Raw genomic sequence first — 20278 nt, 5'->3', positions numbered from 1 at the left:
TTCCTGCATATCACATTGACGGAATCACTCTGACCTACATCTAACGACAAATAGAAATATATCTAGGGGTAAAGATATGGAGTTCTTGTATAACATCTTCTATATTTTTTACAGCCAAGTGATGACCAAAGCCCCGTTACTCCTCGGTTTGGTTACTCTCATCGGTTACTGGTTGCTAAAAAGAGATGCAACGACCATTTTGAAAGGATCAATTAAAACCATCGTTGGTTTTATGCTGGTTCAGGTCGGTGCAGGTACACTGGTCGCAGGCTTTAAGCCCGTGATCGCGAAACTCTCGGAATACCACGGACTGACAGGTTCGGTGATTGACCCATACACGACGATGATGGCCACCATGGAGACCATGGGCGAGCGGTACTCATGGGTCGGCTATGCGGTATTACTGGCGCTGGCAATTAATATTGTGTTGGTGCTATTTCGCCGTTATACCGGCATTCGGACCATCATGCTGACCGGACATATTATGTTCCAACAAGCCGGTCTGATTGCTGTCTTTTACCTGATTACAGGCGCTGGTATGTGGGAAACCGTGCTCTGTTCCGCGGTGTTGATGGCGCTGTACTGGGGTATCTCGTCAAACATCATGTTTAAACCAACCGAAGCGGTAACTGGCGGGGCCGGATTCTCCATTGGTCACCAACAGCAAGTCGCCTCTTGGATTGCCACCAAAGTTGCCCACAAACTCGGGGACAAAAATGACAGCGTCGATCATCTGAAGCTTCCCGGCTGGCTCCACATTTTCCACGACAGTATTGCCGCGACCGCGATTGTCATGACAGTGTTCTTCGGCATTATCCTGCTCTCTTTTGGTCTTGATAACCTCCAGGCGATGGCCGGAAAAACCCACTGGACAATTTACATTCTTGAAACCGGTTTGAAATTCGCGGTTGCCATTCAGGTGATTGTGGCTGGGGTGCGGATGTTCGTTGCCGAACTGTCCGAAGCTTTCAAAGGGATTTCTGAACGTGTCATTCCGAATGCGGTACTCGCGATTGACTGTGCGGCTATCTATGCCTTTTCTCCCAATGCCATGGTATTTGGGTTTATGTGGGGTGCCATCGGGCAGTTCACTGCGGTATTAGCAATGCTCGCTTTCAATGCACCAATCATGATTATTCCCGGCTTTATTCCAATGTTCTTCTCCAACGCCACGATCGGTGTGTTTGCGAACCACTTCGGCGGCTGGCGGGCCGTGATGAAGATCTGCTTTGTGATGGGTATCATTGAGGTGGTTGGTTCTGCATGGGCGATTCACTTATTCAGCCAGCACGGTGTCACGTTCAATGCCTGGATGGGAATGGCTGACTGGGCCTTAGTTTTCCCACCGATTATGCAAGGGCTCTCGATATCGAAACTGTTCTTCTTCGCACTGATCGGACTGGCGGCCGTTTATATGTTCTTCGCATCAAAACGTCTGCGGGCAGAAGAAGATGCTCAGGGCACAGTTGACATCAGCGAAGAGCCTGAAGTCCTCGAAGCGGTAGAACAGGCTCTGAAAGCCCACTACGGACAACGCCCGGTCAGTATTCTCGCGGTGTGTGGGAATGGTCAGGGCTCCTCCATGATGATGAAAATGAAGATCGGTAAATATCTGGAGAAAAAAGGCATTCCGCATGTGATGGATTCCTGTGCGGTGTCTGACTACAAATCCAAGCTGGCAACCACCGATATTATTGTGTCATCGAGACATCTTTCCTCTGAAATGGATCCGGGAGAAGGGAAATTCGTCCTTGGCGTACAGAACATGCTGAATCCGAACTCTTTCGGGGATGAGCTGCTGGATATCATCAATAAAAACTTTGCAGAGCGCTGATAGCGTAGCCTGGATTGACAACCGGCATGCTTCGGTTTGTCACTTTTTTCACCATCAAATATCACTATTGAACAACCACTATGGGCCCGTCCCTGACGTCTTATGTCGTCAAAGGATGGCCCCTCGCGGAGAAGATTATGGGACTGAAACAGTCACTGATTGAAAATCATTCAATTCGATTACAAGCATCCGCCTCGGACTGGCGTGAAGCGATTAAAATCGGCACCGATCTCCTGATTGCATCAGGGGCAATTTTGCCGTCTTACCACGATGCCATTATCAGCAGTGTCGAAACACTGGGCCCTTACATTGTCATTGCCCCTCAGTTAGCGATGCCGCATGCCCGGCCAGAAAATGGTGTCGTGCGGACAGCGTTTGCGTTAGTGACACTGGAAACGCCGGTCTACTTTGTCGGAGAAGATGAACCGGTTGATGTGTTGATTACACTAGCTGGCAGCAGCTCGGATGAACATATGGAAGGCCTGATGGAAGTCACTCAGGTGTTGGATGATGACGAGAGTGAAACGGGGGTTGATCTCGATAAACTCCGCCGTTGTCGTTGCAACGAAGATGTACTGCAAGTGATTGATGCCGCACTGGCGGAAACGACCGTTTAGGAGTCAACATGTCAGGACACGACCATTCATTTCAATCTTTAAAACAGCAAGTGCTGGACGCCAATCTGCAACTCCCGCGTTATGGACTGGTCACCTTTACCTGGGGGAATGTCTCGCAAATTGACCGCGCTGCCGGTGTGGTCGCGATCAAACCATCCGGCGTGGCATATGAGACCATGACCATCGATGACATTGTGATTGTCGATCTGGCCGGCAATCAGCTCGAAGGCGCGCTGAATCCGTCGAGCGATACCGCCACGCACCTAGAAATTTATCAGGCATTTGAGCAAGTTGGCGGGATTGTTCATACCCATTCGCGTCATGCAACCATCTGGGCGCAGGCTGAGCGGGATATTCCGGCACTCGGCACCACACATGCCGATTATTTTTACGGGGACATCCCCTGCACACGCCGGTTATCCGGTGACGAAATCATCAATCGTTACGAAAAGAATACCGGATTGGTGATTGTCGAAACGTTTCACATGCGCCATATTGAACCGATGTCTGTCCCCAGTGTGGTTGTCGCAGGACACGCACCATTTTCATGGGGGGCCGATGCAAACGACGCCGTACATCACGCGGTGGTGTTAGAAGAAGTTGCTGCGATGGCGATTGCAACACGATTCCTGAATCAGGAAATCAACATCCAACAGGAACTTTCCGACAAACATTACCTGCGTAAACACGGTGTAAATGCTTACTACGGACAAAGGTAATCTTACATGTATAAAGTGCTTGCATTAGACTTAGACGGAACCGTACTCACGGACGACCATACCATTCATCCTGAAGTGAAACAGGCGATTCACGCGGCACAACAACAGTGCCATGTCGTCATTGTCACCGGTCGTCATCATACCGCAGCAAGACCCTATTATCTGGAATTGGGGCTCAATACACCGATCATTTGCTGCAACGGAACGTATGTCTATGACTATCAGAATGACGCTGTCTTGCAATACGATGCGATTGCCAAAGACGATGCGCGCAAGTTCATCGATCTCGCCACACAATACCAAATGAAAATGGTCCTGTACGTCACCGATACGATGAACTACGGCAAACAGAATCCGATTGTTTATATGGAAGCACTCGAAAAATGGGCCAACCAATACCCTGAATCCATTCGTCCTCAGATTCATCGGGTTGATTCATTTCACCAGTTAGTAGAACAGGCAGATCACGTGTGGAAATTCGTTGTCGAAGGCCTGCCAAGCTCCGTCGAACGTCTTGCAGAACACCCTTGGGTGAAAGAGACATTCAATGGTGAATTCTCTTGGTCAAATCGTATCGATTTTGCCGCCAAAGGGAACAGCAAAGGCAAGCGACTAGCCGAATATGTCGCTGCACTGGGGTATGACGCCAATCACGTCATTGCCATCGGTGATAACCATAATGACATTTCAATGCTGACTTATGCCGGCTTGGGTGTCGCAATGGCGAATGCTGACGACACCGTCAAATCTCACGCGAAACAGATCTGTCAAACCGATAACAATAGTGATGGCCTTGCCCATCTCATACGACAGAAAATTCAAGGATAAATCTCATGACCCTACCCATGATTCAAATCGCTTTAGACCAAACCAATCTGACCTCAGCCATTGAAGTGGCACGCCGTGTCGAAAGTTTTGTCGATGTGATTGAGGTTGGTACCATTCTGGCTTTTGCCGAAGGCATGAATGCCGTCAAAACCCTGCGTCACAATCATCCGGAGCATTTGCTGGTCTGTGATATGAAAACGACGGATGGCGGTGCGATTCTGGCACGCATGGCATTTGAGGCCGGTGCAAACTGGATCACCGTTTCCGCTGCGGCTCATATTGCAACCATCGCAGCCTGTAAGCAGGTTGCCGATGAATTCAACGGTGAAATTCAGATTGAAATTTATGGTAACTGGACCATGGCTGACGCCAAATCATGGGTCGATTTAGGGATCACTCAGGCGATTTACCACCGCTCGCGTGATGCAGAGCTGGCCGGTATCGGCTGGACACCGGGCGATCTGGATAAGATGCGCCAGCTGTCAGATTTAGGCCTGGAACTCTCGATTACCGGCGGCATCGTACCGGAAGATCTCTATCTGTTTGAAGGCATCAAAGCCAAAACATTCATTGCCGGCAGAGCGCTCGCCGGAGAAGAAGGCCGTGAAACGGCAGCCGCGCTGAAAGAGCAGATCGCACGCTTTTGGGGGTAATCTGATGTACCAACATGTACAACGTCACCGGACCGGCCTGTATGAGAAAGCCTTGCCAAGCGACATGACATGGGAAGAGAAACTCACAACGACGCGAGCATTAGGATTCGACTTTCTTGAAATCTCGATTGACGAATCGGATGAGCGGCGCAGTCGGCTCGACTGGGATAACGAGACCATTTATGGTTTACGTCATTTGTGTGAGCAACTTCAGGTGCCGCTTCATTCGATGTGCCTGAGTGCTCACCGAAAATTCCCATTCGGTTCGATGGATCCAGACGTTCGTCAACAAGCAGACCTGCATCTGGAAAAAGCCATCACGCTGGCTTATAAACTGGGCATCCGGGTGATTCAGTTAGCGGGGTATGATGTTTATTACGAACCCAACAGTGCCCAAACACATGCCTATTTTGTTGCCGGAATGAAACGTGCAGCAAAACTGGCAGAACGTGCCGGTGTCATGTTAGCGGTAGAAATTATGGATACACCGTATCTTAATGCGTTGAGCAAATTTGAAGTGCTGAACCGTGCGGTTCACTCCCCCTATTTCACCGCTTATCCCGACGTCGGTAACATCAGTGGCTGGAATTACGATGTCTGCACGGAACTCGCACTGAGCTTACCGCATATCACGCAGATTCATCTGAAAGATACGCATCCGGTCAAACCGGGGTATCCGGGGCAGTTCCGCGATCTGGTGATCGGAGACGGTGATGTAGATTTTTCAGCGGTATTCAGCACCCTCAAACAGCTCGACTGTGTCGTGCCGTTGGTGCTCGAAATGTGGGCTCAAGATGACCACTGGCAAGACAATATTTACACGGCACAGCAACGTCTTAATCAAGCCTGTACCGTGGCCAACCTGGCACCGTTATTTCCGGAATCCACGGCTGCCGTGCATTAAAATCATCGCCTATGAGCGAGGGTAAAATAGTCGGGTAAACCATTCGGGCAGACACATGGGTGTCTGCCCGTCTCTTATTGTTCAATGTCTCTTGTTGTTCAATGTCACCGATTGCTCAACGTCACTGAAAGCTGGATAAGCAAAAAGTTTAACCGGAAAAATTGACTTCTTTCCTCGGTTATCGCAAGGTGAACACTTGTGCATATAACGCTGATCTCGCTCGCAATTTGATGAAATTACTCCACCTACAACTCTTCTGGTATGAGAAGTATCACGCACTGCTTGATATGGAAGACTTACCCACCTTATCCCCTTCACAAGCGCAGGAACTCAAACACTGGCTCAAAAAACGCCGCAAAATTCTCGCTTACGAGGTCCACCATCAGCCGTGGGTCAAAGTCAACGTTGATGGATCGTCCTCAAGCCTATTGTTGTTACCGAACGGTGCATTGACCGAACAGGATTTGTTCAGTGACAAAACACTGCGCGGCTTGTGGAAAGTAGTTGATGGTTTCTTATTTATCAAAGTGATCAGTGGTGAGTTTATTATTGAGTATCAAGTGGTCGGTTGTGCGGAACAGAATATTCACTGTGGTATCGAGTATATTAACGGACAGCTCAGTTCCTACAGTAAATTTATTCAAACTCAGTCATAAACAACGTGGTCAAACGCGAATCAGTCACGATAATCATAAGAATCTGTTTTCATCGGTTAAAAAATTGTTTTAAATAGCAAACACCCGTGTGACACAGATGGAACGAGTCAGTTATGTCGATCGATTTCAGAGCCAGATTCAGATTCAACCGCCCTTATGATCAAAATAATGGCAAAGAAGAAAGTATCATTCCATACAGCCACAATGGGAAAATCCCCCAGTTATCTCACTTTGAAAGTGATCGTGGCCGGATCATCAACTCTGCGGCGATTCGCCGCCTGCAACAAAAAACGCAGGTTTTTCCGCTGGAACGAAACTCCTCCGTCCGTAGTCGTCTGACACATTCGATGGAAGTGCAGCAAGTCGGGCGTCATATCGTACAGCAAATTTATAAGATGCTGGGGCCTGATGCAGAACGCTACGGGCTTGAATCACTGGAACGTCACTTTGAATCGATCGTGGAAATGGCGTGCCTGATGCATGATGTCGGTAACCCGCCTTTTGGTCACTTCGGTGAGCAAGCAATCAATGACTGGTTTCATCACTATATTCCGTTAAAAGCAGCAACCATACCGCTTCCTGAGCCATTGCAGAAAGATCTCACCGAATTTGAAGGCAATGCGCAGGCGGTCCGGTTGGTACATTCGATTCTCAGTCTCAACCTGACCTACACACAGATTTCTGCGATCCTCAAATATACCCGGCGTGGCGATGAACTGAGCCCGAAGGCATTGCAAGCCAAAGGTCACCAGTTCGCTGCCGGTGAGCTGCAATATCTGAAAAAGAAGGTCGGTTACTATCTCAGTGAAGCGCTCTTTATCGATAAACTGTACCGCTCTCTCTCGATGGAACAAGGCAGCCGTTCTCCCTTCTCTTATATTATGGAAGCGGCTGATGATATTTCATACGGGGTTGCAGATATTGAGGATGCGGTTGAAAAAGGCATCATTGATATTAAACAGACCAGTGATGCCCTGAAAGCCGAGTATCGACGTCTGCGGCAAACGGACTACCCAAATACAGCTCATGACACAATGGATAGCATTGTTGAGACGGCACTCAGTAGTGCCGACCGTGCCAATAACTGCGCGGTGAGTCACTTTTTTATTACCTTAAGAGTCGAAATCAGCAAGCGTCTGCCGAAGCATGCAGCCAGACAGTTTATCCACAATATCGAGGCTATTTATCACGGCCATCTGGACCGGGCACTGATTGAAGATGACAGTACCGAACATGTGCTGGTCGAAACCCTGAAAAACGTCGCCAAAAAACATGCGTTCTGTGATAAAGAAGTTGAAGCCCGCGAGCTGCAAGGTTATCAGATCATCACGGGCCTGCTCGACTTCTATAAGCCACTACTGGAACTGAGCAGAGCTCAGTTTGAAGCGATTGTCGGCGGTGAGACCAAACCGCTTCTCCCTGCCCGGTTATATAAAAAGCTACCGAACAAACATCTGCGAGCCTACGAAAATGCGATGAAAGCCGTTCAAGACGGGCGTTTTCCCGGTGGGTATTCGCTGGATGAAGACAGTTGGGAATATTACTTTCGGGTGCGGCTGATTCAGGACTACATCAGTGGTATGACCGACCAGTTTGCCTTTGATGAATTCCGCTCATTGAGTGTGATTGATAGCTTGTAAACCACGATTTATCACAAAGCAGGTCCATCGGATGATCGACCTGCTTTGTAGCATTTTTAACCGACCCGTTACGCTGCAACCATGACCCGTCCGAAAACCGTTCGTCCCCACAGTGTGTCTATATTTTAACCAATTTTGCCAAGTTATGACCTTTATACCGGCTAGGTGCAGAATAAAATATCAATCCCATGCGTTTCACAAATCACATCTTGCTTAAAAATCCCTAAAATCATTATCTGCTTATTATTCTATAAATAAGCCTCAAACTGACATCATTCATCCAATAAATTATTTAAAACCAGAATATAACTCTTTATATTTGGCGCAAATCACAATTTAACATCAATTTAAAAATAGATAGCATTGAAAAGTTACATATATTAACATTTAATTTACATTGAGATTAAAATATTGCAAACACAACACCGCCTCAATGACACACAACAACACTCAAATACAGGAAAATAACTATGCAGTCACTTGTTGATTTTTTGAATGGGATCATCTGGAGCCCGGCACTGATTTATCTGTGTCTCGGCGCCGGACTTTTCTATTCAATCCTGACACGCTTTGTTCAGGTCCGGCACTTTGCAGAAATGTGTCGCTTACTTTTCTCGGCCAAAACGTCAACGAAGGGGATTTCTTCGTTCCAAGCTTTGGCCGTGTCTCTTTCCGGACGAGTCGGCACAGGGAACATTGCCGGTGTTGCAGCCGCAATTGGTTTTGGTGGCCCGGGAGCCGTGTTCTGGATGTGGGTCGTCGCTTTCCTTGGTGCTGCGACCGCTTATGCAGAATCAACACTGGCTCAAATTTATAAAGAAGAAGACAATGGTGAGTTCCGTGGTGGTCCGGCTTACTACATTGAAAAAGCGATGGGACAAAAATGGTATGCCATGATTTTTGCAATTGCGACCATCATCGCCTGTGGTGTGCTGTTACCGGGGGTTCAGTCAAACAGTATCGGCAACGCAATCGAATCTGCTTTCGGCAGCGGTGAGATGGTCGAGACTGCAATCGGCACATTCAGTATGGCGAAAATCCTGACCGGGACGATCATTTCCATTCTGATGGCTTTCATCATTTTCGGAGGCGTTAAACGAATTGCAAGTTTCACCCAGATTGTCGTCCCTTTTATGGCACTTGCATATATTATTACCGCTTTCGTCATTATCCTGCTCAATATCAGCCAAGTGCCACAGGTTTTCAGCCTGATTGTCGGTGATGCATTTACACCAATGGCAGGCGTGGGAGCGGCCATCGGCTGGGGTGTCAAACGCGGGGTATACTCCAATGAAGCCGGCCAGGGGACCGGGCCTCACGCAGCAGCCGCTGCGCATGTACAACATCCGGCTCAGCAAGGTCTGGTTCAGTCCTTCTCAATCTACATTGATACGCTGTTAGTCTGTTCTGCGACTGCTTTCATGATTCTGATCACGGGAGCCTACAACGTTCATGGCGCGGCCGAAGGGACATTCCTCGTACAACATTTGGCAGCCGATGTGGCGGCAAACAGCCCGGCATTTACGCAGATTGCGATTGAAAAAGCGATGCCGGGCGTCGGCAAAACCTTTGTCGCCATTGCGCTGTTCTTCTTCGCATTCACGACGATTTTGGCCTACTACTATATTGCAGAAACCAACGTCGCCTATATTTGCCGTCGGTTTGGCTCCGGTGCGCTGACCTTCTTGCTCAAAGTCATCCTACTCAGTGCAACGTTCTACGGTTCAATCAAAACGGCTAATCTCGCATGGGCCATGGGTGATATCGGGGTCGGGCTGATGGCATGGCTCAATATTATCGGGATTCTGATTATCTTCTTCCTCAATAAACCAGCCATGTCCGCCTTGAGCGATTATGAAGAACAACAGAAGCGAGGCGTCAAACAATATACGTTCAATCCGGTGAAACTCGGGATCAAAGGCGCGGATTACTGGGAACGTCGCTATGAACGTAAAACAGGGCAAAAACCGACTGCCACCTCTGACCATGACATTATGCCACGGTCAGACAAGCAGACTGAGTCATCGTGATTGATCATCAAGATGAAACCAGCAGAGGGAGCCATGCATGGCTCCCTTTTTTGATTCGGTTCATCGTTGTGCAGTCAATCTCAATACAGAAGGTCTATGAACGGGGCTGTGATTTATTTTAACGGGGACAGGCGCCTGATGGGGGTGATATGGATGACGGCCAACATAACTCAATGGTGGTTCCGCCAGCATCATTGAGAACACAAGTCACTTCACCCTGATGCGCATGAACAATCGCGGCAACGACGGCCAAGCCGAGCCCGCTCCCTCGCTGGGATGCATCTTTTGCCCGGTGGAATGCTGTAAACACATTGGGCAATAATTCCGGTGCGATACCGGGGCCTTGATCGGCAATGCTCAAAAAGTACATCCCGTCTTGTTCCCGTGAGCGAATGGTAACCGTCCCCGGAACGGCATATTTGCTGGTATTATCGAGTATTGCCAGCAGCGCTTGTCGAATCCGCACCGAATCACACCACACCAACTCAGCGTGTAACGCCAGCTGGACCGACTGCCCTGCCGCCTGAAGCATATTCTCCGCCATATCGGTCACCGACTTGATTTCCGTAAAGAGGTGCACCGCTTCGAGATTGATATTCAGTTCGCCACTATTCATTAAGCTCACAACGCGTAAGTCTTCAATTAAGTGAGATAACCCTTCAACTTGGGCCAATAATTTGTGGAACTGTGCCTTGTCCGGGGTAAAAATCCCTTCGGCTAATCCCTGTAACCGCCCGCGTAATATGGTGACCGGGGTTCTTAATTCATGGGCAATGGCGGCATTCCAAAAATTTTGCGCTTCAGACATGTGTTGTAATTTTTCGGCTAAACGATTGAAATCCTCAGCCAGTAGCGCGGCTTCACCTAACGAACGATCCCCGACGGATACCCGCACATCCAAATCACCTTTGGCAATGGTTCGTATGCCTTCAGCAACCGAATTTAAAGGTTCTAAAATCCGTCGGGATAGCTTGATTGCCACATGAACAGCAAACCAAATCACAAAAACAAAGGTACAGATAATCCAAATCCACTCCGGCACAGAGGGGGCCATATTATTATCGTTGGGAATCTCATCCGGCCAATACTTTTCCCACAGGTAATAAAATAAAAAGGAACCGAAAATCACCAGTAATGCTGATCCCATCGCAATTTTCATCATCGATAATGCAACCTGCCGGCTCAGCCCCGCTAATTTCATGATTCGCCCCTGAAGCGATACCCGACACCACGAACCCCGGCGGGAATGCCATGAATGCCGACCATTTCGAGTTTTTTGCGGATCTTGCTGATGTGGCTATCAACCGTGCGTTCGAGTGTATCGCCCTCCGGTAGGCACGTATCTAATAACTCTCCACGGCTGAATACCCGCTTCGGTGAGCGAATAAAGTGGGTCAGTAACTTAAATTCAGTCAGCGTTAAAGAGAGTAAAGCGCGCTGTCCGTCTTGATGGATTGAGATTTCATGACTGTCTAAGTCAACCTCGAAGGGATCAACACGCAGGATACGCTGCGTATGATGCTGGCGACTGTCCATCGTTCGGCGTAATACGGCTTCGACCCGCGCCACCACTTCTGCCGGATTGAACGGTTTAATCACATAATCATCGGCCCCTATTCTCAGTGCCACCAGCTTATCGACATCCTGATCCATTGCGGTCAACATGATAACAGGGGTCTGACTGTGCTGACGCAGTTCAGCCAAAACTTTCCATCCGTCCATCCTCGGCATCTGAATATCGAGCAAGATGAGATCGGGTTTCATCGATGAATGCAGCGCAAGCGTTTCTACCCCGTCAGTGGCATGTACCGTACGCATCCCGCTCCGTGCTAAATAAGCACTCAGTATATCGGCAATTTCTGGCTCATCTTCGGCAATCAGTACCAGCACTTGACCGTTTGTGCCTGCGCCTTGCTCTGAATCAGCGCTCAATTTTTGCGCACCAACGCGTAAATCATTCATCTCCATCAAATCTCCACATTTACTCGGCGGAACCTCCACATAGGGGCGGTAGACTGCATCTCTCTACAGCGCTAACGCATCAATGATTGCCAAGAGGATACCTCAGTGAAAAAGATAAATATATGTGTCCGTTGCCACTTACACATATTGGCACTGCTCTTTTTAGTGGCTTGTCATCCGTCTGAAAGCGATCAGGAAACAGCATCTCAAGCAGCCGAACCTTTCGTGTCAACCATGACGATGAAGCCTGCACAACTGGATATCTTTGAAACCCTACCGGCAAGAGTCGCGGCAGTCCGTGTCGCAGCGATCCGCCCCCAGATCAGTGGTATCGTCCAACATCGTCTCTTCAAGCAAGGACGCGAGGTCAAGGCCGGGGATCCTTTATTTCAGCTTGATCCGGCGCCATTTCAGGCCGATGTCGATACCGCCCGAGCGACACTACAGAAAGCGCAGGCGACTTTAAAACGCGCGATGGACAAAGCATCCTATTTAAAGCCTTTGCTCGACGCTGATGCGATCAGCCGTCAGGAATATGATGATGCCGTTTTACAACGCGATCAGGCCAACGCCGATGTGGCTCAGGCTCAGGCCACGCTTGCCCGTCGTTTACTGGATTTAAACTATACCCGCGTTACCGCGCCAATCGCCGGGCGTATCGATCAAACACTGGTCAGCGAGGGAGCACTTGTCAGCCGCTCCGATACCACGCCTATGACACGCATTGAACAGATTGATCAGGTTTTTGTTGATGTTCGCCGCCCGGCATCATCACTTGAGTCAATCAATCAGACGCTCCCAACCGGTTCTGCTGAATCTGCCGCAGCGACACAAACCAATATCAACATCTTACATTCGAACGGGCAGCCTTATCCGCTGCAAGGTCAGTTGCTATTTTCCGGGATCAATATTGATCCCAGTACCGGAGATGTTTTATTGCGCGTGTTGGTGGATAACGAGCAACGCTTATTACTACCGGGAATGTTTGTCAAAGCACGCGTTTTGCGTTCGCGTTATCCCAACGCGTTGACAGCCCCGCAGCAGGCAATCGTCCACATCGGCGGCGTCCCTCATATTTGGACCATTGATTCCCATGATCGTGCCGCGTTGAAACCCGTCGCTCTCGGGGCGTTGGTGCAAGGGCAATACCATGTCAAAGCGGGGCTGAATGCGGGCGACCATATTGTGGTTGAGGGCAAAGAAAGACTACAGGACGGTATCACCGTTCATCAGCGGCCATGGCAAGCCTCGCCGCCCCTTTAACTTTCAATCGTCACAGTCATCAACACATCCACAATCCATGCTTTAGGTGAGAGTGTCCTTTTATGTCTCAGTTTTTCATACAACGCCCAGTGTTTGCGTGGGTGATTGCACTATTCATTATCTTATTCGGCTGTCTGGCAATTCCTCAACTGCCTATCTCCCGCTATCCGTCCGTTGCCCCACCCACCGTCAGCATTACCGCGACGTATCCGGGGGCTACGCCCAAAGCGATGAACGATGGCGTTCTGAGTCTGATCGAAAGTGAACTATCCAACGTCAAAAACCTGATGTATTTCGAGTCATCTGCGGATACCTCCGGCTCTGCCTCTATTACAGCGACGTTCAAACCCGGCACCGATCCGAATATTGCTCAGGTTGATATTCAAAATCAGCTCAAAATGATTGAGTCGCGACTGCCGCAAGCCGTCCGTCAGAATGGCTTAAGCGTTGAATCGGCGACCTCAAATTTCCTGATGATTGTCGGCCTGAAATCAGATGACAATCGTTTCGATGAAATCGCCCTCAACGACTATCTGTCGCGCAATCTGGTAGAAGAGTTACGTCGCATCGATGGCGTCGGACGGGTGCAATCCTTCGGTGCAGAGAAAGCGATGCGTATCTGGGTTGACCCGGACCAATTGAATGCACGGGGGTTGACCATGACCGATATCAGTCAGGCGGTTATCCAACAAAATACCCAAATCGCTCCCGGTAGCGTCGGGGCTGCGCCCACGGTATCGGGGCAACGCGTGACGGTGCCATTAACGGTTCAGAGTCAGCTCACCACACCGGCGCAATTTGCCAATATCATTCTGCGCACCAATACCAACGGTGCCAGCGTGATTTTAGGTGATGTGGCTCGCGTGGAGATCGGCTCGCAATCCTATGGTTTCTTAAACCGGGAAAATGGTAAAAACGCGACTGCTGCTGCAATACTCCTGAGACCGGGGGCGAATGCCCTCAGCACAGCCGAAGCCGTTCAAAAACGACTGGCGGAACTCAGACATAGTCTGCCGACCGGTATGAGTGACTCAATCCCATTTAATACCGCACCATTTGTCAAAGTGTCGATCAATAAAGTGATCCAGACGTTAATTGAAGCGATGCTTTTGGTCTTTTGCGTGATGTTCCTGTTTCTGCAAAATATCCGTTATACGTTCATCCCGGCGATCGTCGCACCGATTGCGCTGTTGGGCACCTTCACCATCATGCTGATCACGGGCTTTTCAATCAACGTCCTGACTATGTTCGGCATGGTGTTAGCCATCGGTATCATTGTTGATGATGCCATTGTCGTGGTCGAAAATGTCGAGCGCCTGATGTCAGAAAAAGGCTTATCACCACAAGCTGCAACATCGGTTGCCATGAAAGAGATCACGGGGGCGATTATCGGTATCACGTTAGTGCTCACCGCTGTTTTTATTCCGATGGGGCTGGCCGGTGATTCGGTGGGAGTCATTTATCAACAATTCACCCTCTCCATGGCTGTCTCGATCCTGTTTTCTGCATTTCTGGCGCTGACACTCACCCCTGCCTTATGCGCCACACTACTCAAGCCAGTCAGCGCCGCACACGAAAAACGCAAATTTTTTCAGGGCTTCAACCGCAACTTTGCGCGCCTCAACAACCGCTATGCGATTCATGTGCGAGGCTGCATTCAGCGTCAGGGCCGGATGATGATCATCTTTGTGCTGCTCACCGCTCTACTGGTGGTCACATTTCGTCAGTTGCCCACCTCGTTTCTGCCCGAAGAAGATCAGGGATATTTCATGACCAACATTCAGTTACCTGCGGATGCCACGGCTGAACGGACCTTGGCGATCGTCAAACGGTTTGAAGACTATATCCTCTCCCGACCGGCGGTAAAATCCACAATGGCAGTCATCGGGTTTGGTTTTTCCGGTTCAGGCACCAATACAGCACAGATCTTTACCACCTTGCAAGATTGGGAAACCCGCGATGACACCTCGACCCGCCAAGAGTTAGCTCTGGCTCAAAAAGCCATGGCTGACGTACCGGAAGGCACCGTCACCCATACGCTGCCACCCGCGATTGAAGAACTCGGCACCAATTCAGGTATCAGTTTCTTCTTACAAGATCGAGGTCATCACGGCGAGCAAGCGCTCAAACAAGCTGAAGCACAACTGATTGCTCTGGCTGAAAAAAGTCCGCAGTTGGGCAAGATCTACGCTGACGGTCTCCCCTCTGGCACCAGTATCCATTTAGAGATTGATCGCCAGAAAGCAGCCGCACTGGGGGTCTCATATCCGACGATCAGTGACACGCTCTCGACGGCTTTAGGATCGTTATACATCAACGACTTCCCCAATGAGGGACGCATGCAGCAAGTGATCATGCAGGCGAATGCTTCAGCCCGGATGCAAATCGATGATGTTCTGCACCTTTATGTGCGCAATAACAAAGGCGGCATGGTTGCTTTATCAGAGTTTATCACCCCGAGCTGGCGTGAAACCTCACCGCAATTCATTCGTTTTCAGGGGTATCCCGCCTTACTCATTTCGGGTGATACCGCATCAGGATACGCCAGTGGCGAAGCAATGGCAGAAGTCGAGCGCCTTGTCCAACAACTGCCTTCGGGGTTTACCATTGCCTGGACAGGTCAATCGTTGCAAGAGCGTCAGTCTGCCGCACAAGCCCCGAAGCTGATGGCACTGTCCATGCTCGTCATTTTCTTGGTGCTGGCCGCCCTCTACGAGAGCTGGTCAATTCCGCTGTCGGTAATGTTGGTTGTTCCATTAGGTCTGCTGGGCGCTGTGATGGCCGTGATGTTGCGTGATCTGCCCAATGATGTGTTTTTTAAAGTAGGCCTGATTACGGTGATTGGCTTGTCGGCCAAGAATGCCATTCTGATTGTTGAGTTTGCCAAACAACTCCGCGAGCAAGGCCACGGGTTAATTGAGTCGGCAACGCAGGCCGCCCAATTGCGCTTACGGCCGATCTTAATGACCTCGCTGGCATTTGGTCTGGGGGTGGTGCCGCTGATGCTGGCGAGTGGCGCGAGCCAAGAGACACAACATGCGATAGGAACAGGGGTCTTTGGCGGCATGGTGAGTGCGACTGTCCTTGCTATCTATTTTGTGCCGACATTCTTTGTCTGGGTGACCCGCCTGCAAGAACGACTCACCAACTGGCGAAAAACAAGTTCAAAATCCTCAGCTCAGCCCAAAGGTTAAGTAAAGATGATGCGTTTATTTATTTTTTGTCTGACAGGCTTGCTTTCGGCCTGTTCCCTGACGCCCGAGATGACCAAACCGGCACTCCCCGTACCGGCAACTTTTCCGCCGATAGCCAGTGACACGGGGACGAAGTCACTGCCAACGGCTGAGCTTGGCTGGCGAACCATGTTCAGAGATGAACGCTTACAACAGCTCATCGAACTGGGCTTGGCCAATAACCGGGATTTACGGATTGCGATCCTCCATGTGAAAGCGGTGAAAGCCCAATATCATATTCAGCGTTCGGCTCAAGTTCCTCATCTGAATGTGACGATGAGTGCCAGCCGACAACGAAATCTGACGAGCGATGACCAAGGCACCCAATCATCGGAAATCCAACAACAAAGCAATCTGAATCTCGGTTTCAGTGCGTTTGAAATTGACTTGTTCGGCCGCACGCGTTCCATGTCAGATGCTGCATTTGCACGTTACTTAGCCAGTGATTATGGTCAAAAGGCGGCACAAATTGCGCTGATCAGCGCAATTGCTGACGCTTATTTTTCTGAACGTCTGACCGCAGCACAACTCAGCTTGACTGAGAAAACGTTAACGGACTGGCAGGCATCGCTCGACTTAACGCAAACACTCAGGATGGGAAATCAGGCGAGTGCCCTTGATGTTGCTCAGGCGGAAAGTCAGGTCGCCGGTGCACAAGCCAATCGAGCCGCCAAGATACGGGCATTGGCACAAGCCAGAAACGCACTCCGGCTGCTGGTTGGCTCGCGTTTACCGGATGATCTACCCGCCCCCCGGTCACTGACCGATCAAGAGATCATGACCCGGCTCCCCGCCGGGCTTCCTGCTGATTTATTGTTGTATCGGCCGGATATTTTGCAAGCGGAGCAAAACCTCATCGCAGCCAACGAAGACATCGGTGCAGCGCGAGCGGCCTATTTCCCCCGCCTCTCTCTGACCAGTGCCATGGGCTATGCCAGTTCGAGTATTCGCCATTTGGTTCGGTCGGGGGCGACCATGTGGTCATTGTCCCCGCAAATAGAGCTGCCTATATTCCAAGGCGGAAAACTGGATGCCGCGTTAAAATTGGCAAAAGTCCGCCAATCCAGTGCCATCGCGCAATATGAAAAAACCATTCAGACCGCTTTTAAAGAAGTTGCGGATGGTTTATCAGGCAGTGAAACCTACCAACAACAAATCGCGGCACAAATGGATGTAATTGCAGCAGAACAACGCAGAACACAACTGTCTAAACTGCGTTATCAGGCTGGTGTTGAACGGCATTTGACGTTACTCGATGCCCAACGGCAACTCTACGCAGCCAAACAGACATGGCTTGAACTCAAACAACAAGAATTAAGCAATGCTGTTTTTTTATACAAAGCGTTAGGCGGCGGATTAGTTGAGTCATCAGAGACACGGGAGTGACTGGTGACTTGAATCAGCGAATCGGCCCTTTGATTGCTCATCGGGTCAAGGTGAGCGATGCCACTCACTCAGTACATTCATCTCAGTAAAAGGTAATGATAATGCAAGAAAAACAGGTCACATTAATGTCGGTTCAACAAGAAGACCGGCTCGAATTTAAACAAAAATTAAAGACAGCCTTCACCGATGCAGTGATCAAAGAGTTTGGTCAGTATCATGGAAAACCCATTCCCTCTGATGAAGACATTGAGTCATCATTTGATGAGGAGAATATGGTTCTCTACCATATTTTATCCAATGGTAACCCCGTTGGTGGTGCGGTTTTGCAGATCAACGAAGAGACGCAACATCATGAACTTGAATGGTTTTTTATTGACTCAGGCAATCATAACCAAGGGATCGGCCTTGCTGCATGGCAGGCGATAGAAGCGGCCTATCCGGCAACCAAGGTCTGGCAAACCGGAACGCCCTACTTTGAAAAAAGAAACGTCCACTTTTATCTCAACAAGTGTGGCTTCCACATTACTGAATTTTACAATCGCTATCATCCGGATACGCATTTTCCTGCCGATCTGCGCGATTACAACCTGACGGATTTATATGAATATGAATACTTCATTTTTGAGAAAGTGATGAAAAAATAGGCCTAAAAACGGCCCTATAACAATACCGATGCTACATCAACTCAATGATCAGCGGTTGAGATCAACACTTGAGCAAGTCTCTATGGATGCCTATCATGAAACCTCAAGTTCAGTTGAGGTGTTATGACAAATGCAAAAAACGATCACTCCTAAAGCAGTCATTCCTGAGTGGATCTCTGTCGGCGTGCTGAGTAAGAGAACGGGAGTTGCAGTATCAGCATTACATTTCTACGAAAAAAAAGGCTTAATCAAAAGTCACCGAAACGCTGCCAACCACCGCCAATATCCCAAACATGTCATTCGGATTGTCTCTCTGATTCAGGTTGCCCAGCGAACCGGTTTTTCTTTGGACGATATTTTAGCGGAGCTTGAAGGCCTGCCGAACCGCACTCGTGTCACGCTGGAGGACTGGGAAGCATTGGGCATCAGATGGCGACAAGAACTGGATAAGAAAATTATCCAGTTAACCGAGTTAAGAGACATGATGACAGACTGTATCGGCTGTGGCTGTCTTTCCCTTGAAAGATGCAGGCTGCTTAATCCTCAAGATGAATTAGGCGAGAAAGGCGCCGGCCCGCATCTGATGAGTCAATAAGGTATCGCAATTAAACTATCGAGTAGCTCATGAAACAAAGCTGGCGACAGACATACAAAGCAAACCATTGCCCCGAAAGTTGAAAAATTATTATGTTATCTTGAATGCAGCTTCTTTCCTGACTGCATAAACGGCATCCAATACAGTCAGAAACAATCCCATTCCTAAACCAAATGCAATAACCATATAAGCTTCTTCTGCGCCTTGTTTAGCCAACAAGAATGAGGCCAGAGGCATAGCAGCAAAAATCACAATATTGTTCATTGTTTCTGCAAACGATAATACTGTTCCTTTTGCATGAGCGGAACGCTCAGCTAGAACTACCGTACTAGACGGAGCTCCTGCCCCCAACGCAGCTCCCCAAGCAACTAAGCATATAATCGTTCCAAAGACTGATAATGTGACTAGCATAAATATTGAAATAGATAACATAAGCAAAGAGGTCACTATCACTAATGATAATTCCTCTAGCCGACATTTTTTCTTTAATATGCCCGCACTAAGGTTGCCAAGACCAAGACCAAGACCGAAAGCAGTAACAATCATCCCTACCTCTGCCGCATCATATCCATATCGGTGTTGTAGTATTTCCCCTGATAATAAAAAAGCAGCAACACCCGAACCATTCCAACACCCTTTTGCAACTAATGGTCGCCAAACCGGCCATTTTCTATACCAACGCCCAATACTACTCTGAGAAATTATTGACTGTTTACCCGTATGAGGAAGAATATAAAAGCAGACAATACAGATCATAACGCATCCCAATGACGTCATTGTAAATGGTGCACGCCAACTAACTTCTTCGGTCAGTATTCCTGCTAGAGCTGGTCCGAAAGCAATTCCTGCAGTCATCCCTAACATCAATACGCCCATTGATTTAGCCTGATGAATTCGTGGCACCCATTCAGAAATCAGAGCAAAGGTTGTTGGAATAATAATTGCGGAAGCTATCCCACCAAAAACACGTAGTCCCACAGCAGTCTCAAAAGTTGGAGCGAAAGAAATAGCTGCACCATCAATAGAAAAAGCGAGAAGTGCAAATAACAATAACGAGCGTCGGTCAACTCTATCCGATATATATCCTAAGATAGGGGCTGATACAGCATAAGCAATCGCATAACTGGCAACCAACCATGAGGCATTAACAGGCGTGGTATTGAACGCATTGGCAAGAGGTCTCAACATAGAAGACAACATAAACTCTGTTGCTCCGACAAAAAAAACTGATATCGCTAATATAATCAGAACACGAGTACTTATCTGGGGTCTCAAATTTTCTCTCTCTTGCATAGAGGACGAAGAATCAAACAT

The 20278-nt window shown here is 48.9% G+C and carries 17 protein-coding genes; 14 read left to right on the top strand and 3 right to left on the bottom strand.

The window, feature by feature from the left end:
- Window positions 1–76 precede the first annotated feature (76 nt).
- The 9 genes from BSQ33_RS12880 (at window position 77) to BSQ33_RS12840 (ending at window position 9881) form a co-directional block, all read left to right on the top strand.
- Complete coding sequence (locus BSQ33_RS12880) at window positions 77–1834, top strand: PTS ascorbate-specific subunit IIBC (RefSeq protein ID WP_088134241.1); 1758 nt, start codon at window positions 77–79, stop codon at window positions 1832–1834.
- A 137-nt stretch (window positions 1835–1971) separates the two neighbouring features.
- Complete coding sequence (locus tag BSQ33_RS12875) at window positions 1972–2451, top strand: PTS sugar transporter subunit IIA (RefSeq protein WP_027694267.1); 480 nt, start codon at window positions 1972–1974, stop codon at window positions 2449–2451.
- Between the two features lie 8 nt (window positions 2452–2459).
- Window positions 2460–3170 (top strand): L-ribulose-5-phosphate 4-epimerase, encoded by a 711-nt coding sequence (locus BSQ33_RS12870; RefSeq protein ID WP_088134240.1) that lies wholly within the window; start codon window positions 2460–2462, stop codon window positions 3168–3170.
- A gap of 6 nt (window positions 3171–3176) precedes the next feature.
- Window positions 3177–3998, top strand: coding sequence for a Cof-type HAD-IIB family hydrolase (locus tag BSQ33_RS12865; protein ID WP_021020824.1), 822 nt, complete (start codon window positions 3177–3179; stop codon window positions 3996–3998).
- 5 nt (window positions 3999–4003) lie between these two features.
- Entirely contained in the window at window positions 4004–4651 is a 648-nt protein-coding gene (locus BSQ33_RS12860) for a 3-keto-L-gulonate-6-phosphate decarboxylase UlaD (protein ID WP_021020823.1), read from the top strand.
- A gap of 4 nt (window positions 4652–4655) precedes the next feature.
- Window positions 4656–5555, top strand: coding sequence for an L-ribulose-5-phosphate 3-epimerase (locus BSQ33_RS12855; RefSeq protein ID WP_088134239.1), 900 nt, complete (start codon window positions 4656–4658; stop codon window positions 5553–5555).
- A 230-nt stretch (window positions 5556–5785) separates the two neighbouring features.
- Window positions 5786–6211, top strand: a complete 426-nt coding sequence (locus tag BSQ33_RS12850; RefSeq protein WP_027694266.1) for a hypothetical protein — start codon at window positions 5786–5788, stop codon at window positions 6209–6211.
- 113 nt (window positions 6212–6324) lie between these two features.
- Window positions 6325–7851, top strand: a complete 1527-nt coding sequence (gene dgt, locus BSQ33_RS12845) for a dGTPase (protein ID WP_088134238.1) — start codon at window positions 6325–6327, stop codon at window positions 7849–7851.
- 470 nt (window positions 7852–8321) lie between these two features.
- Window positions 8322–9881: an alanine/glycine:cation symporter family protein gene (locus BSQ33_RS12840; protein WP_088134237.1), complete on the top strand. Its 1560-nt coding sequence runs from the start codon at window positions 8322–8324 to the stop codon at window positions 9879–9881.
- 118 nt (window positions 9882–9999) lie between these two features.
- On the opposite strand, the gene BSQ33_RS12835 is transcribed toward BSQ33_RS12840, so the two are convergent.
- Window positions 10000–11082, bottom strand: a complete 1083-nt coding sequence (locus BSQ33_RS12835) for an ATP-binding protein (RefSeq protein WP_088134236.1) — start codon at window positions 11080–11082, stop codon at window positions 10000–10002.
- Entirely contained in the window at window positions 11079–11843 is a 765-nt protein-coding gene (locus BSQ33_RS12830; protein WP_232471928.1) for a response regulator, read from the bottom strand. Before BSQ33_RS12830 ends, BSQ33_RS12835 begins: the two co-directional genes overlap by 4 nt.
- A gap of 105 nt (window positions 11844–11948) precedes the next feature.
- On the opposite strand from BSQ33_RS12830, the gene BSQ33_RS12825 reads away from it, so the two are divergent.
- The 5 genes from BSQ33_RS12825 to soxR all read left to right on the top strand — a co-directional run bounded on the left by BSQ33_RS12825 (window position 11949) and on the right by soxR (window position 18964).
- The gene (locus tag BSQ33_RS12825) at window positions 11949–13106 is read left to right on the top strand and encodes an efflux RND transporter periplasmic adaptor subunit (protein WP_232471927.1); all 1158 of its coding nucleotides are present in this window, start codon (window positions 11949–11951) and stop codon (window positions 13104–13106) included.
- 62 nt (window positions 13107–13168) lie between these two features.
- Window positions 13169–16300 carry an efflux RND transporter permease subunit gene (locus BSQ33_RS12820; RefSeq protein WP_088134234.1) on the top strand — a complete coding sequence of 1044 codons (3132 nt, stop codon included), beginning with the start codon at window positions 13169–13171 and terminating at the stop codon, window positions 16298–16300.
- 6 nt (window positions 16301–16306) lie between these two features.
- On the top strand, window positions 16307–17725 hold the full coding sequence (locus BSQ33_RS12815; RefSeq protein ID WP_232471926.1) for an efflux transporter outer membrane subunit: 1419 nt from the start codon (window positions 16307–16309) through the stop codon (window positions 17723–17725).
- Window positions 17726–17826: 101 nt separating this feature from the next.
- Window positions 17827–18369 (top strand): GNAT family N-acetyltransferase, encoded by a 543-nt coding sequence (locus BSQ33_RS12810; protein WP_021020812.1) that lies wholly within the window; start codon window positions 17827–17829, stop codon window positions 18367–18369.
- A gap of 130 nt (window positions 18370–18499) precedes the next feature.
- The gene (gene soxR, locus BSQ33_RS12805) at window positions 18500–18964 is read left to right on the top strand and encodes a redox-sensitive transcriptional activator SoxR (protein WP_088134233.1); all 465 of its coding nucleotides are present in this window, start codon (window positions 18500–18502) and stop codon (window positions 18962–18964) included.
- A gap of 90 nt (window positions 18965–19054) precedes the next feature.
- On the opposite strand, the gene BSQ33_RS12800 is transcribed toward soxR, so the two are convergent.
- On the bottom strand, window positions 19055–20278 hold the full coding sequence (locus BSQ33_RS12800) for an MFS transporter (RefSeq protein ID WP_198298105.1): 1224 nt from the start codon (window positions 20276–20278) through the stop codon (window positions 19055–19057).

The organism is Vibrio gazogenes (assembly GCF_002196515.1).
Lineage (GTDB): Bacteria > Pseudomonadota > Gammaproteobacteria > Enterobacterales > Vibrionaceae > Vibrio > Vibrio gazogenes_A.
This window is presented reverse-complemented; position numbering and strand designations above follow the sequence as displayed.